The organism is Streptomyces sp. NPDC041135 (assembly GCF_055592085.1).
Window position 1 is genome coordinate 1 of sequence record NZ_JBVIYZ010000005.1, and the last position, 14,766, is coordinate 14,766.

General features: G+C 73.2%; 11 protein-coding genes. 9 read left to right on the forward strand and 2 right to left on the reverse strand.

Going from position 1 to position 14,766, the window contains the following annotated elements:
* The 5 genes from ACZ6CZ_RS13495 to ACZ6CZ_RS13515 all read left to right on the forward strand — a co-directional run.
* A partial coding sequence (locus ACZ6CZ_RS13495; protein WP_469019135.1) for an alpha-glucosidase C-terminal domain-containing protein occupies positions 1-582 on the forward strand: 582 nt, incomplete at its 5' end.
* Positions 579-2,297: a maltose alpha-D-glucosyltransferase gene (treS, locus tag ACZ6CZ_RS13500; protein WP_469019138.1), complete on the forward strand. Its 1,719-nt coding sequence runs from the start codon at positions 579-581 to the stop codon at positions 2,295-2,297. The genes ACZ6CZ_RS13495 and treS, both read left to right, overlap by 4 nt.
* Positions 2,298-2,328: 31 nt before the next feature.
* Entirely contained in the window at positions 2,329-3,693 is a 1,365-nt protein-coding gene (locus tag ACZ6CZ_RS13505) for a maltokinase N-terminal cap-like domain-containing protein (protein ID WP_469019140.1), read from the forward strand.
* A gap of 4 nt (positions 3,694-3,697) precedes the next feature.
* A complete protein-coding gene (gene glgB / locus ACZ6CZ_RS13510; RefSeq protein WP_469019143.1) occupies positions 3,698-5,950 on the forward strand; it encodes a 1,4-alpha-glucan branching enzyme in 2,253 nt (750 codons plus the stop codon).
* A 102-nt stretch (positions 5,951-6,052) separates the two neighbouring features.
* Positions 6,053-7,141, forward strand: a complete 1,089-nt coding sequence (locus ACZ6CZ_RS13515; protein WP_469019146.1) for a glutamate--cysteine ligase 2 — start codon at positions 6,053-6,055, stop codon at positions 7,139-7,141.
* Between the two features lie 58 nt (positions 7,142-7,199).
* On the opposite strand, the gene ACZ6CZ_RS13520 is transcribed toward ACZ6CZ_RS13515, so the two are convergent.
* A complete protein-coding gene (locus tag ACZ6CZ_RS13520; RefSeq protein ID WP_469019148.1) occupies positions 7,200-7,433 on the reverse strand; it encodes a DUF6480 family protein in 234 nt (77 codons plus the stop codon).
* 153 nt (positions 7,434-7,586) lie between these two features.
* Here ACZ6CZ_RS13520 and ACZ6CZ_RS13525 point away from each other — a divergent pair, with 153 nt between their 5' ends.
* The 4 genes from ACZ6CZ_RS13525 to ACZ6CZ_RS13540 all read left to right on the forward strand — a co-directional run bounded on the left by ACZ6CZ_RS13525 (position 7,587) and on the right by ACZ6CZ_RS13540 (position 14,219).
* Entirely contained in the window at positions 7,587-9,509 is a 1,923-nt protein-coding gene (locus ACZ6CZ_RS13525; RefSeq protein WP_469019151.1) for an AMP-dependent synthetase/ligase, read from the forward strand.
* Positions 9,510-9,672: 163 nt separating this feature from the next.
* Entirely contained in the window at positions 9,673-10,107 is a 435-nt protein-coding gene (locus ACZ6CZ_RS13530; RefSeq protein ID WP_469019154.1) for an ATP-binding protein, read from the forward strand.
* A 332-nt stretch (positions 10,108-10,439) separates the two neighbouring features.
* Positions 10,440-11,807 (forward strand): NAD(P)/FAD-dependent oxidoreductase, encoded by a 1,368-nt coding sequence (locus tag ACZ6CZ_RS13535; protein ID WP_469019156.1) that lies wholly within the window; start codon positions 10,440-10,442, stop codon positions 11,805-11,807.
* Positions 11,808-11,969: 162 nt separating this feature from the next.
* Positions 11,970-14,219: an FUSC family protein gene (locus ACZ6CZ_RS13540; protein ID WP_469019159.1), complete on the forward strand. Its 2,250-nt coding sequence runs from the start codon at positions 11,970-11,972 to the stop codon at positions 14,217-14,219.
* A gap of 170 nt (positions 14,220-14,389) precedes the next feature.
* Here the strand turns inward: ACZ6CZ_RS13540 and ACZ6CZ_RS13545 are convergent, their stop codons facing one another.
* Entirely contained in the window at positions 14,390-14,755 is a 366-nt protein-coding gene (locus ACZ6CZ_RS13545; protein ID WP_469019162.1) for a DUF5133 domain-containing protein, read from the reverse strand.
* Between the last annotated feature and the right edge of the window lie 11 nt (positions 14,756-14,766).

The following is a 14,766-nucleotide window of genomic DNA, read 5'->3' on the forward strand; positions in this document are numbered from 1 at the left end:
GCCCACCTCCAGCACGGCGGCCGCCCCGCCTTCGAACTGCGCGCCGTCCTCGCCGCCACCCTCTCCCCCGCCTGGGGCATCTACAGCGGCTACGAGCTGTGCGAGAACACCCCGCTGCGACCCGGCGGCGAGGAGTACCTCGACTCCGAGAAGTACCAGATCACCCCGCGCGACTGGGAGGCCGCCGAACGCGAGGGCCGCACCATCGCCCCCCTCATCACCCGCCTCAACGCCGTCCGCCGCGCCCACCCCGCCCTCCAGCAACTGCGCGACCTGCACTTCCACCACACCGACAACGACGCCGTGCTCGCCTACAGCAAACGCGCCGGGACCGACACCGTCGTGGTGGTCGTCAACCTCGACCCGCACCACACCCAGGAGGCCACGGTCTCGTTGGACATGCCGCGCCTCGGCCACGGCTGGCACGCCACCCTGCCCGTGCGGGACGAACTCACCGGCGCGACCTACCACTGGGGCAGGACCAACTTCGTGCGCCTCACCCCCGGCGAGGCGCCGGCGCACGTGCTGCATGCCGGGCGACCGTCCGCCTCGCCACCGATCGGAGGGCCCTCAGCGTCATGACTGTCAACGACCCCGTCCCGGACACCTTCGAGGACACTCCTGCCAAGGACCGGGACCCGGAGTGGTTCAAGCGTGCCGTCTTCTACGAGGTACTGGTCCGCTCCTTCCACGACAGCAACGGTGACGGCGTCGGCGACCTCAAGGGCCTGACCGCCAAACTCGACTACCTCCAGTGGCTCGGCGTGGACTGCCTCTGGCTGCCGCCCTTCTTCAAGTCGCCCTTGAAGGACGGCGGTTACGACGTCTCCGACTACACCGCGGTGCTGCCGGAGTTCGGTGACCTCGCCGACTTCGTGGAGTTCGTCGACGCCGCCCACCAGCGCGGCATGCGCGTGATCATCGACTTCGTCATGAACCACACCAGCGACCAGCACCCGTGGTTCCAGGAGTCGCGCACCAACCCCGACGGCCCCTACGGCGACTTCTACATGTGGGCCGACGACGACACCCGGTACCAGGACGCGCGGATCATCTTCGTCGACACCGAGGCCTCCAACTGGACCTTCGACCCGGTCCGCGGCCAGTACTACTTCCACCGCTTCTTCTCCCACCAGCCGGACCTCAACTACGAGAACCCGGCCGTGCAGGAGGAGATCCTGGCCGCCCTGCGCTTCTGGCTCGACCTGGGCATCGACGGCTACCGGCTGGACGCGGTCCCCTATCTCTACGCGGCCGAGGGCACCAACTGCGAGAACCTCCCCGCCACCCACGAGTTCCTCAGGCGCGTCCGCCGCGACATCGACGCCAAGTATCCCGACACCGTGCTGCTGGCGGAGGCCAACCAGTGGCCGGAGGACGTCGTCGACTACTTCGGCGACTACCCCAGCGGCGGCGACGAGTGCCACATGGCGTTCCACTTCCCCGTCATGCCCCGCATCTTCATGGCCGTGCGCCGCGAGTCGCGCCACCCCGTCTCCGAAATCCTCGCCAAGACCCCGGCCATCCCCTCGGGCTGCCAGTGGGGCATCTTCCTGCGCAACCACGACGAGCTGACCCTGGAGATGGTCACCGACGAGGAACGCGACTACATGTGGGCCGAGTACGCGAAAGACCCGCGGATGCGCGCCAACATCGGCATCCGCCGCCGCCTGGCACCGCTGCTGGACAACGACCGCAACCAGATCGAGCTGTTCACCGCCCTGCTGCTGGCCCTGCCCGGCTCGCCGATCCTCTACTACGGCGACGAGATCGGCATGGGCGACAACATCTGGCTCGGCGACCGCGACGCGGTGCGCACCCCCATGCAGTGGACCCCCGACCGCAACGCCGGATTCTCCTCCTGCGACCCCGGACGACTCTCCCTGCCCACGATCATGGACCCGGTCTACGGCTACCAGGTCACCAACGTCGAGGCCTCCATGTCCTCGCCGTCCAGCCTGCTGCACTGGACCCGCCGCATGATCGAGATCCGCAAGCAGAACCACGCCTTCGGACTCGGCTCCTACACCGAACTGCAGTCCTCCAACCCGGCCGTCCTCGCCTTCCTGCGCGAACACGGGGACGACCTGGTGCTGTGCGTCAACAACTTCTCCCGCTTCGCCCAGCCCACCGAACTCGACCTGCGGGCCTACGACGGACGGCACCCCGTGGAGCTGATCGGCGGGGTGCGCTTCCCCGCCATCGGTGAACTGCCCTATCTCCTCACCCTCGCGGGCCACGGCTTCTACTGGTTCCGGCTCACCCGAGTCGCATCCCGCATCGGCCGACGACGCTGAGCGTGCGACGCCGAGGAAAGGACGCGTCACCATGCCGAAGACCATCTCCCTGCGACCGAGGACCGTGGCCGGCGCCGACCGGCCCCTGGACTCGCTGGGCGGGCTGCTGCGCGACTGGCTGCCCAAGCAGCGCTGGTTCGCGGGCAAGGACCGGCCCGTCACGGAGCTGTCCGTGCTCTCGTCGACCGAGCTGTTCCCGGGCTGTCTGCATCTGCTCGTGCACGCCGGTCACTCGGCGGTGCCCGCCCCCGGCGGCACTCCCCCGGCCGGCGACTGCTACCAGCTGCTGCTCGGACTGCGCGAACGCCTCGCGCCGCGCCTGGAGCGGGCCTTCATCGGCCGGGTGCAGGAGGGCGCGCTGGCCGGCCTCGCCGTCTACGACGCCCTGCACGACCCACGCGCCGCCCACCTGCTGCTGGAGCGGCTGCGCCGGCCCGGCACGGCGGGCCCGCTGCGCTTCGAGGCGGCCCCCGAGGCGGAGCTGCCCGGCGGACTGGCGCCCCGGCTGCTGGACGCCGAGCAGTCCAACTCCTCGATCGTGTACGGCGACGCGTACATCCTGAAGGTCTTCCGGCGCATCCAGCCCGGCATCAACCCCGACCTGGAGGTGCCGGAGGCGCTGGCCGCCGAGGGCTGCACCCGGGTGCCCGCGCCGGTGGCCTGGTTCTGCACGACCGACCCGCGCCCGGCGACCCTCGGTGTGCTCCAGCCGTTCCTGCCCGACGCCACCGACGGCTGGACGCTCGCCCTGGGCGCCCTCGCCCGTGGCAGCGACTTCACCAAGGAGGCGCACGAGCTGGGCCGGGCCACGGCCGAGGTGCACCTGGCGCTGGCCTCCGCCTTCCCGCCCGCCGGACTCGGCGGGCACGGCCGTACGGCCGAGGCGATGTCCGCGCGGCTGGACGCCGCCGCGCACGCCGTGCCGTCGCTGCGCCCCTACGTGCCCGGCCTGCGCGCCGCCTTCGGGGCGCTGGCCACCTGCGACTCCGGGCCGCCCGCCCAGCGCATCCACGGCGACCTGCACCTCGGGCAGGTGCTGCGGGCCGGCCGCGACTGGTTCGTCATCGACTTCGAGGGCGAACCGTCCCGCCCGCTGGACGAGCGCCGGGGCGCCCAGTCACCGGTCCGCGACGTCGCCGGGATGCTGCGCTCCTTCGACTACGCCGCCCGGCAGCGCCGGCCCTGGCGCCCCGAGTGGGCCCGCCGCTGCCGGGAGGCGTTCTGCGCGGGCTACGCCGCCCGCGCGGGCTGGGACCCACGCAAGAAGCACGCTCTGCTGCGCGCCCACGAGACGGACCGCGCGGTGTACGAAGTGCTGTACGAGGCCAGACACCGCCCGGACTGGCTGCCGGTTCCGATGGCCGCTGTCAAGCGGCTCGCCGTCTGGGGAGGCTGACACCATGGCACTGCGCGACATCTCACTGCCGGAGACCGCGGGCCCGATCCCGCCCGCCGCCGTACCCACCACCGCGGTACCGCACACCGACCTGCCGCCCGCCGCCGTGCCGCTGGACCCCGGCGACCGCGCCCGGCTGCTGGCCGGGGCGTACCACGACCCGCACGGCCTGCTCGGCGCCCACCCGCTCCCGGGCGGCGTCGGCGTCGTCGTCCGGGCGCTGCGCCCGAACGCCCGCTCGGTGAGCGTCCTCACCGACGGCGGACGCACCCCGCTGGCGTCCGAGGGCGACGGCCTCTTCGCCGCCGTCCTGCCGGGCGCGGAGATCCCGTCGTACACGCTGCTGGTGGAGTACGCCGACGCGGAGCAGGAGGTGCACGACCCGTACCGCTTCCTGCCCGCCCTCGGGGAGCTGGACCTGCACCTGATCCGGGAGGGCCGGCACGAGCAGCTGTGGCAGGCGCTGGGCGCGCGGCCGATGACCCACCAGGGCGTGGCCGGCACCCGCTTCACCGTCTGGGCGCCGAACGCGCAGGGAGTACGGGTGGCCGGGGACTTCACCTACTGGGACGGCACCCAGTACCCGATGCGCTCGCTGGGCTCCTCCGGCGTGTGGGAGCTGTTCCTGCCCGGGATCGGCGAGGGCGCCCGGTACAAGTTCGAGATCACCTCCCGCTACGGCGGCCGCTTCCTCAAGGCCGACCCCATGGCCCGCCGCGCGGAGGAGCCGCCCGCGACCGCGTCGATCGTCACCGCCTCGCACTACGAGTGGGGCGACGCCGAGTGGCTGGCGCACCGCGCCGACACACCCGTGCACCGGGCGCCGATGTCGGTGTACGAGGTCCACCTGCCCTCCTGGCGGCCCGGGCTGGGCTACCGGGAGCTGGCCGAGCAGCTGCCGGCGTACGTGCGGGACATGGGGTTCACCCACGTCGAGCTGATGCCGGTCGCCGAGCACCCCTTCGGCCCCTCCTGGGGCTACCAGGTCACCGGCTTCTACGCCCCCACGGCCCGCCTGGGCACCCCGGACGACTTCAAGTTCCTGGTCGACGCCCTGCACCGGGCCGGCATCGGCGTGATCATGGACTGGGTGCCGGCGCACTTCCCCAAGGACGACTGGGCGCTGGCCCGCTTCGACGGGGACCCGCTGTACGAGCCCGGGGACGCCCGGCGGGCCGAGCACCCGGACTGGGGGACGTACGAGTTCGACTTCGGCCGCACCGAGGTGCGCAACTTCCTCGTCGCCAACGCCGTGTACTGGTGCGAGGAGTTCCACATCGACGGTCTGCGGGTGGATGCCGTCGCCTCCATGCTCTACCTCGACTACTCCCGGGAGTCCGGGCAGTGGGCGCCGAACGTCTTCGGCGGGCGGGAGGACCTGGACGCGGTGGCGTTCCTCCAGGAGATGAACGCCACCGTCTACCGGCGGTGCCCGGGGGTGGTGACCATCGCCGAGGAGTCCACCGCCTGGGAGGGGGTGACCCGGCCGACGGACAGCGGCGGGCTCGGGTTCGGGCTGAAGTGGAACATGGGCTGGATGCACGACTCGCTGGAGTACATCCAGCACGAGCCGGTGCACCGCAAGTACCACCACCACGAGCTGACGTTCTCGATGGTGTACGCCTACAGCGAGAACTACGTGCTGCCGATCTCCCACGACGAGGTGGTGCACGGCAAGCAGGCCCTGGTGTCGAAGATGCCCGGCGACTGGTGGCAGCGGCGCGCCAACCACCGCGCCTACCTCGGCTTCATGTGGGCCCACCCCGGCAAGCAGCTGCTGTTCATGGGGCAGGAGTTCGCCCAGGGCGCGGAGTGGTCCGAGCGCGAGGGGCCGGAGTGGTGGCTGCTCGACCCGGGCCACATGGCGGCCGGCGACCACCGGGGCGTACAGGATCTCGTGCGGGACCTGAACACCGTGTACCGGCAGACCCCGGCGCTGTGGGAGCGCGACACCGATCCGGACGGCTTCCGGTGGGTGCTGTGCGACGCCGCCGACGACAACGTCTTCGCCTTCCTGCGGTGGGACGCGGCCGGCTCCCCGGTGCTCGCGGTGTCGAACCTCTCCCCCGTCGTCCGGCACGACTACCGCCTGTGGGTCCCCGAGGACGTCCCCGCCTGGCAGGAGGCACTGAACACGGACGACACCCGGTACGGCGGCAGCGGCGCCGGCACCCCGGGCACCCTGCGGCCCGAGGACGGGGCCCTGTCGCTCACCCTGCCGCCGCTGGCCACCGTCTGGCTGGTCCCCGTGCGCTGACCGGGCAGGTGTCGGCGGCCGTAGCAGGGGCATGCGGGGTCTACGGACCAGCGATGCCCCTCGCGGACGGCCGCGAGCGGCACGGGCAGAAGGGCGGCACACGTGCGCACCGTCGGAGTGGAGGAGGAACTCCTCCTGGTCGATCCGGACAACGGCGAGCCGAAGGCGCTGTCGGCCGCCGTCCTGGCCCGTGCCGCCAAGGACGACCCGGACCAGGACGTGTTCGAGAAAGAGCTGTACGGGCAGATGCTGGAGTTCGCCACGCATCCGCAGTCGCGGATGAGCGACCTCGGCGCCGAGATCGTGCGCTGCCGCAAGGAGGCGGCCCGGCACGCCGGCGGGATCGGCTGCACGGTCGCCGCGCTGGCCAGCTCCCCGCTGCCGGTCAGCCCCTCGATCAGCATGAACGAGCGCTACCGGTGGATGGCCGAGCAGTACGGCATCGCCACCCGTGAGCAGCTGGTGTGCGGCTGCCACGTGCACGTGTCGGTGGAGTCCGACGAGGAGGGCGTCGCCGTCCTGGACCGCATCCGCCCCTGGCTGCCGGTGCTGGCCGCGCTCAGCGCCAACTCGCCGTTCTGGCAGGGCCGCGACTCCGGTTACGCCAGCTACCGCAGCCGGGTGTGGGGGCGCTGGCCGTCGGCGGGCCCCACCGAGCTGTTCGGCTCGGCCGCCGACTACCACCGGCGGGTCACCGACATGGTGGCCACCGGTGTCATCCTGGACCAGGGGATGATCTACTTCGACGCCCGCCTGTCCGCGAACTACCCGACCGTGGAGATCCGCGTGTCGGACGTCTGCCTGCGCGCGGACACCCCCGTCCTGATCGCCACGCTGGCCCGGGCCCTGGTGGAGACCGCCGCGCGCGAGTGGCGGGCCGGCCGGCCGCCGCGGGACCACAGCGTGAACCTGCTCCGGCTCGCCGCCTGGCAGGCCGCCCGTTCCGGCCTGGACGGCGACCTGCTCGACCCGGCCACGATGCGGCCCCGGCCCGCCCCGGACGTGCTGGGCGCGCTGGTCGCCCACGTCCGCGACGCTCTCGCCGACAGCGGCGACCTGGCCGCCGTCGAGGAGGGCGTCACCACGCATCTGCGGCGGGGCAACGGCGCCCGCGAGCAGCGGCGGCTGATGGAGGAGAGGGGCAGCCTCCGGGAGGTCGTCGTCGAGTGCGCGCGCTACACCCAGTGCTGAGGCGGGCGCGGCGGCGCGGGGCGGTGACCGGCGGGCTGCCGCAGGGCATCGGATGGCCTCACAGGATCAGGACGATGGCGTAGACCAGGAAGAACGCCGCCACCAGTACCACCAGCAGCAGGATCAGGGTCAGCGGCGCCTTGGCCCAGCCGCTGGTGCGCTCGCGGGTCTCGGGCGGGCCGGCGCCGGGCATGCTGCTCTCCGCCGGCGGTGTCTCGCCGGGCGGTACACCGCCGCCCGGCTCCAGGCCTGAGGTGCGCTCGGGTTCGGGATCTGGGTTCACATGGCTCATGCCCTCCGAGTCCCCCGGTCACGGCGAGATCATCAGTCGGAGACGAGTTGTCGTCTTCCGGGCCGCGACCGGCCTGCCCTGGGCTACATTCGAGCACCGTCGACAACGGTTCCGATCGGTGGGGTCACCCTCCGTACACACCAGGAGCAGCGCATGCGCGACGTGCCCTTCGCTCCGGCGACCGTCCCGGTGCTGACCGGCGGGCTCGCCGACAGCGTCTTCGAGGCCGCGGCCCGCACCCCCACGCTGCCGGTGCTCGCCCGCCCGGTGGCAGGTGCCTCCCCCGGCGGCGCCCGCCCGGGCTGGCAGGAGGTGACGGCGGTCGAGCTGCGCGACGAGGTGACCGACCTCGCCAAGGGGCTGGTGGCCTCGGGCATCTCGCCGGGTCACCGGGTGGCCCTGATGGCGCGGACCCGCTACGAGTGGACGCTCCTGAGCCACGCGCTGTGGACCGTGGGCGCCGAGGTCGTGCCGATCCATCCGACGTCCTCGCGGGAGCAGGTCGAGTGGATCCTGCGGGACGCCGGCTGCGTGGGCGTGTTCGTCGAGGACGAGCAGGGTGCCATGACGGTCGGTACCGTCTGCGCGCGGCTGCCCCGGCTGACGCACGTCTGGCAGCTGGACGCGGGGGCGCCGGCGCGGCTGGCGGAGCGCGGCGCGCTGGTCCCGCTCACGACCGTGCAGTCGCTGCGCCGGATCGTGCTGCCGGACGCGACCGCGGTCGTCGCCTACACCTCCGGCACCTCGGGCCGCCCGCTGGGCTGCGCGCTGAGCCACCGCAATCTCGCCCACCCGTGTGACACGCTGCTCGCGGGCTGGGGGCACACCGTGGCCCCGCCCGGCGAGCAGGGGTCCGTGCTGGCCTTCCTGCCGTTCTCGCACGTGTACGGGATCATGATCCAGCAGCTGTGCCTGCGCGGCGGCATCCTGCTCGGCCACGAACCGGAGATGACGCCCGCGGCGCTGTCGTCGGCGCTGCTCAGCTTCCGGCCCACCTACTTCTACGGCGTGCCTTCCGTCTACGAGAAGCTGTACAAGACGTTCCTGCGCACCGCCCAGCAGGCGGGCCGGGGTGCCCTGTTCGAGCGGGCGGCCCGCACGGCGCGGGACTTCGCCGAGGCGGAGGAGCGGCAGCGGCTGGGCACCGGACCGGGACCCGGCCTGGACCTGCGGTTGCAGCACGCGCTGTACGAACGGACGGTGTACCGCGGGCTGCGGGCCTCGCTGGGCGGCCGGGTGGTGCGGGGCACCTCGGGCGGTTCGCCGCTCGGCCGGGAGCTGTCGCTGTTCTACGCGGGCATCGGCATCCTCGTGCACGACGGCTACGGGCTGACCGAGGCCGGCGGCGGGATCACCATGCAGCCGCTGGGCCGGGAGAAGTCGGGAACGGTCGGGCGGGCGCTGCCGGGCACCGACATCCACGTGGCCCGCGACGGGGAGATCCTGGTGAGCGGCCCGTCGGTGTTCCAGGGCTACGTCGGCGACGAGGCGCGGACGCGGGCTGCGCTGCGCGACGGCTGGCTGGCCACCGGGGACATCGGCCGCCTCGACGGCGAGGGCTATCTGACCATCACCGGCCGCAAGAAGGACGTCATCATCACCCGCGGCGGCGAGAGCGTGGCGCCGGGCCCGCTGGAGCAGCGGCTGCGGATGCACCCGCTGATCCACCAGGCGGTGGTCGTCGGCGAGGACCGGCCCTGTGTGGGGGCGCTGCTCACCCTGGACCCGGACTTCCTGCTGCACTGGCGGGCCGGGCTGGCCCTCCAGGGTGACGCGCCGGTCCGGGAGGCGCGGGAGGACAACGCGCTGCGGGAGGAGATCGCGCGGGCGGTGGCCTCCGCCAACAGCGCCGTGTCCCGGGCGGAGTCCATTCGGGTCTACCGGGTCCTGCCGGAGCCGTTCGCCCCGGACAACGGGCTGCTGACGCCGTCGCTGAAGCTGCGCCGGGACGCGATCGCCCGCCACCACGCCGCCGACATCGACGCCATGTACCGGGCCCGTTCGCGCGCCGCGCCCCGGCCGGGCCCGTACGAGCAGCCGTCGGACTGGGACGAACCGGACAACGTGTTCCGGTGACCGGCGGGAACCGTGCACCGGACCGTCACGAACCCTCCTGACGGGAGCACGCGTACCCGGGGGCGGTTCGGGAACCCGCTGCGATGGGAAAGATGAGCAACGACTGCAGCCCTGCTCACGCGGGGCCGGCACGGCCCGCTCGACCGGGGCCGGGGAAGACGACATGGCGACGGAGCAGCGTTCGGACGACACACCGCCCTCGGAGGAGAAGTACGAGCGTACGTTCTCCTTCCCGGGGGAGCTGCGCAATGTGACGGGGGCCCGGCTCGCCGCGGAGGGGTTCCTCTCCGTCCTGGCGCAGGACACCCCGCCCGGGGCGCCCGAGTACTGGGACGACATCCTGCTGGTGGTCACGGAACTGGCCGCGAACGCCATCCAGTACGCGCCCGGTCCTTTCGACCTGCACATGCGCCGCACCTTCGACGGCCTTCATGTGACCATGCGCGACACCAGCACCACCAAGCCGGCGCCGCGGCCCTTCCACCCCAAGACCGGCGGGGGCGGCATCGGCTGGCACCTGGTGCACACCCTCTGCGACCAGGTGAGCGTCGTGGTCACCGACACCGGCAAGGACATCCACGTCTTCCTGCCCTGGTGACCGCGCGGGCCTTCGCCCCGCACCGGACGCTCGTGCGGCCGCCTCCGGCGAGAGCCCGCCCCGACCGGCGCGCGAGCGTGCGGCGCCACGCTCGGACCGCCCGGACCACCGCCGGGCGCCGGTGGGCACGCACGTGCGGCGTGTATCTGTGCGACATCCGGTTACTCCTGCCGGTGGCGGGGCATGTTGGTGCCCACGCGTTCGTCTGCCTGCCGCGCCCGGCTGGCGGAACGGCTCGGAGCACGGTGGGATCGATGTGGTGCGAGCAGCGATCCAGGGCAGGCGAACGGCGTCGAGTTCGACCGCCCGGAGCCGCAGAAAGGGATGACACCGTGACACGACCCAGGATCCTGGTGGTTGGCGCAGGCTTCGCCGGAGTGGAGTGCGTCCGCCGTCTGGAACGCAGACTCGCCCCCGACGAGGCCGACGTCACCCTGGTGACGCCGTTCGCCTATCAGCTCTACCTCCCGCTGCTGCCCCAGGTCGCCTCCGGCGTGCTGACACCGCAGTCGATCGCCGTCTCGCTGCGCCGCAGCCGGAAGTACCGCACCCGCATCATCCCCGGCGGTGCGATCGGCGTGGACCTGAAGGCCAAGGTGTGCGTGGTCCGCACGATCACCGACACGGTCGTCAACGAGCCCTACGACTACATCGTGCTGGCCCCGGGCAGCGTCACCCGCACCTTCGACATCCCCGGGCTCACCGAGCACGCCTACGGCATGAAGACGCTGGCCGAGGCCGCCTACATCCGCGACCACGTCATCTCCCAGCTCGACCTGGCCGACGCCAGCGACGACCCGGCGGAGCGGACCTCGCGGCTGCAGTTCGTGGTGGTCGGCGGCGGTTACGCCGGCACCGAGACGGCCGCCTGCCTGCAACGGCTGACGCACGCGGCCGTCAAGCGCTACCCGCGGCTGGACCCGAGCCTGATCAAGTGGCATCTGATCGACATCGCGCCGAAGCTGATGCCCGAGCTGGGCGACAAGCTCGGCCGCAGCGCCCAGGAGGTGCTGCGCCGGCGCGGGATCGATGTCTCGCTGGGCGTGTCGATCGACAAGGCGGGCCCCGAGGAGGTCACCTTCACCGACGGCCGGGTGGTGCCCACCCGGACGCTGATCTGGACGGCCGGCGTGGTCGCCAGCCCGCTCATGGCGACGCTGGGCGCCGAGACGGTCCGCGGACGGCTCGCGGTGACCGCCGAGATGAACCTGCCGGGCAACGACGGCGTCTTCGCGCTCGGCGACGCCGCCGCCGTCCCGGACCGGGCCAAGGGCGAGGAGGGCGCGGTCTGCCCGCCCACCGCCCAGCACGCCATGCGCCAGGGCCGGACGGTCGCCGACAACGTCATCGCCACACTGCGCGCCCAGCCGCTCAAGCCGTACGTGCACAAGGACCTGGGACTGGTCGTCGACCTCGGCGGCAAGGACGCGGTGTCCAAGCCGCTCGGCATCGAGCTGCGCGGTCTGCCCGCCCAGGTGGTGGCCCGCGGCTACCACTGGTCGGCGCTGCGCACCAACGTGGCGAAGACCCGGGTGCTGACGAACTGGCTGCTCAACTCGGTCGCAGGCGACGATTTCGTGCGCACCGGGTTCCAGGCGCGCAAGGCGGCCAAGCTGAAGGACTTCGAGTTCACGGACTCGTATCTGACGCCGGAGCAGGTGCGGGCGCAGGTCGAGGGCCGCGCCGTCGACCAGCTCTGAGCCACCGGGACCGCCGGCCGGGATGCCCGGCCGGCGGTCCCACGCGGTCACCGGGGACGGTCTCGGGTCCGGGGGCGGCCTCGGGTCCGGGGCGGTCTCGGGTCCGGGCGGGGTGAGGGCGGTCATGGCGGTCATGGCCGACACGGGAGAGAGCACGGCGGAGTGAGAACAGCGGCACGGTCGGTGCGGGCACGGGCGTGGGACCGGCTCGCGGCCTCCGATCCCGGGCTGCTCCGGCTCACCGCGGGCCTGCGCACGGTGACCGCGATCGCCCTGACCCTGGTGCTGCTGGCGCTGCCGCGGGCCCCGGTGACCCATCTGGTGGCCGGGGCCATGGCCGCCATGGTCGCGACCTTCGCCATCCGCGAGAAGCAGCGCTCCGGGCAGGCCCTGACCCTCGCGCTGGGGCTGCCCGTCGCGCTGGCCTCGGTGTCGCTGGGCGCGCTGCTCAGCCGGCATGTCGTCGCCGGTGACCTGTTCTTCGTCGCCCTCATCTTCTGCGCGGTCTACGGCCGCCGCTTCGGCGACCGCGGCACCGCGCTCGGGCTGATCGGCTTCCAGATCTACTTCCTCTCCCTGTTCGTGCGGGCCGCTCCGGCCCAGCTGCCCGCCCTGTCCGGCGTGCTCACGGTCGCCTTCGCGTGCAGCGCGGCGGCGCGCTTCGTCCTGCTCCCGCAGACGCCCACCGGGACCCTGGACCGGCTGCGGCGGGCCTTCCGCGCCCGGCTCGCGCAGCTCGTCACGGCCCAGATCGCGCTGCTCGACGCCGGACCGGACGAGGCGGGGAAGGTTCTGGCGGAGCTGCGCACCAGGACCGCCCGGCTGCACGAGACGGCGCTGCTGATCCAGGGGCGGCTGGCGGACGGCACCTCCGACGCGTCGGTGGCCCGCCTGCTGCAGCGCCGGATCGCCGACGCGGAGATCGCGGCGGAGCGGCTGGGGCTGCTGCTGCTGACCGCGCGCAGCGCCGAGCGGACCCACACGCTCACCCTGCACCTGCCGGGCGCTCCCCTGCCGTCCGGCGGCGAGCGGCCGCTGCGGGACGAGTCGAGCGCCGGGCTGCGCCGGGACCTGGCGGCGCTGCGCGTGCTGGTGCTCCGGCCGGCCGGCGAGGCGTCCGGGACGGCGCTGGCGCAGCTGCGCAACCGGCTGCTCGGCTACCGCGAGGAGGACAGCCTGCCGCCCGCCCCGCCGGCCGTGCAGGACGTGTACCGGGGCATCGGCGAGGCGGCGCGCGCCGTGCTGGGGCTGCGGATCGCCCTGGACGGACCGCAGGACGAGTCCGACGACACGGCCGCCACCGCCCGCTCCCGCGAGGAGCTGGACGCGGAGGACGCCGCCATCGAGGTCGGTGAGGAGTGCGAGCCGGCGGAGCCGGAGCCGGCCGGGCTGCGGCGCCCGACCACACGGGCGGCCGTACAGGTGGCCGTGGGCTCGGCGCTGGCCATCGTCGGCGGTGAGCTGCTGTCCAGCCAGCGCTGGTACTGGGCGGTGCTGACGTGCTGGATCGTCTTCCTCAACACCGCGTCCACCGGGGAGATCCTGGTCAAGGGCTACCGCCGGCTGCTGGGCACGGTCCTCGGTGTGGTCGCCGGCATCGTCCTCGCCGGTGTGGTGGGCCACCACACGTGGACGGCGTTCGCGCTGGTGCTGCTGTTCGTCTTCGCCATGTTCTACACCGCGCCGCTGTCGTACACGCTGATGTCGTTCTTCGTCACGGCGATGCTCGGGCTGCTGTACACCCTGCTCAACACCTACAGCGCGGCCGTCCTGCTGCTGCGGGTGGAGGAGACGGCGCTGGGCGCGGCCTGCGGGGTGATCGCCGCCGCGGTGGTGCTGCCGGTGCACACCGACCGGCGCACCAACGACCTGCTCACCGGTGTGCTGGACCGGCTCGCCGACGTCACGCGGGCCGCGGTGGAGCAGCTCAGCGGGGGCCCGCCGGCCGACCTGGTGGAGCGCGCCCGTGACCTGGACCAGGCGCTGGCCGACCTGAGGGGTGCCACGCAGCCGCTCACCCATCCGATCACCCCGCTGCGCTCCCGCCGGGACACGGCCCGGTACGTGGTGGCGCTGCTGGAGACGTGCGCCTACCACGCGCGCTCGCTGGCGGCGACCGCCGAGCTGCTGCCGACGCACCCCTCGATCGCGGCGGACCCCCGGCTGCGCGGCGCGGGGCGGCGGATCGTGCGCAACATCGAGGCGACCGCGGCCCACGTCGCCCACCGGCAGACCGCGGCCGCCGTGGAGACGGGGCCGAGCGTCGCCTCGATGCTGGAGCCGGGCACCCTGCGCACCCCCCGCTACGGCCGGGTCACCGACCGGGTGCTGCGGCATCTTCAGCGCCTGGACGAGGCGGTCGTGGGTCTGGCCCGGCCGCTCGGCCTCCCGGTGCGGCCGCCGAAGCAGTGAGGTGGGCCCCCTCTCCCCGGGGGCGGCGCGACGCCGTACGGCTGAAGCCGCCCCGTGGGGCGGCTTCAGCCGTACGGCGGTGAGGTGTGGTGCGCGGATGCCGCTGCGGTCGGTCCGGTGCCGGTCGCCGTGGGCGATGCGTGGCGCCGGACCGATCGCAGGGAGGACGCTCAGCTCCCCAGGGTCTCGGTGGCGACGGAGCCGGTCAGGGAGGCGCTCACGGAGGCGGCGGCCGCCGGGGCCCGCATCGGGGCGGGCACGGTCGTGGAACCGCCGGTGACCGGGACGGGTCCGGTCTGCTGAGCGGGCCCGGGGACGACCACGCGCTCGGTCCGGGGCGCGGCTGCGGCCAGGTAGCTCCGGGCCGTCTCCAGGGCGGCTCTCACCTCACGGGTCCCGGTGGACACGCACAACGTGTAGGAGAGGTCGCGCAGCCGGGCACCGGGCTCGGACGCTCCGCTCAGCGTCTCCTCGGCGACGAGGCTCTCGTACTCCTCCAGGAGCCCCCGGAGGGTGGCGGGATGGGGCATCAGCATCTGTCTCGCTC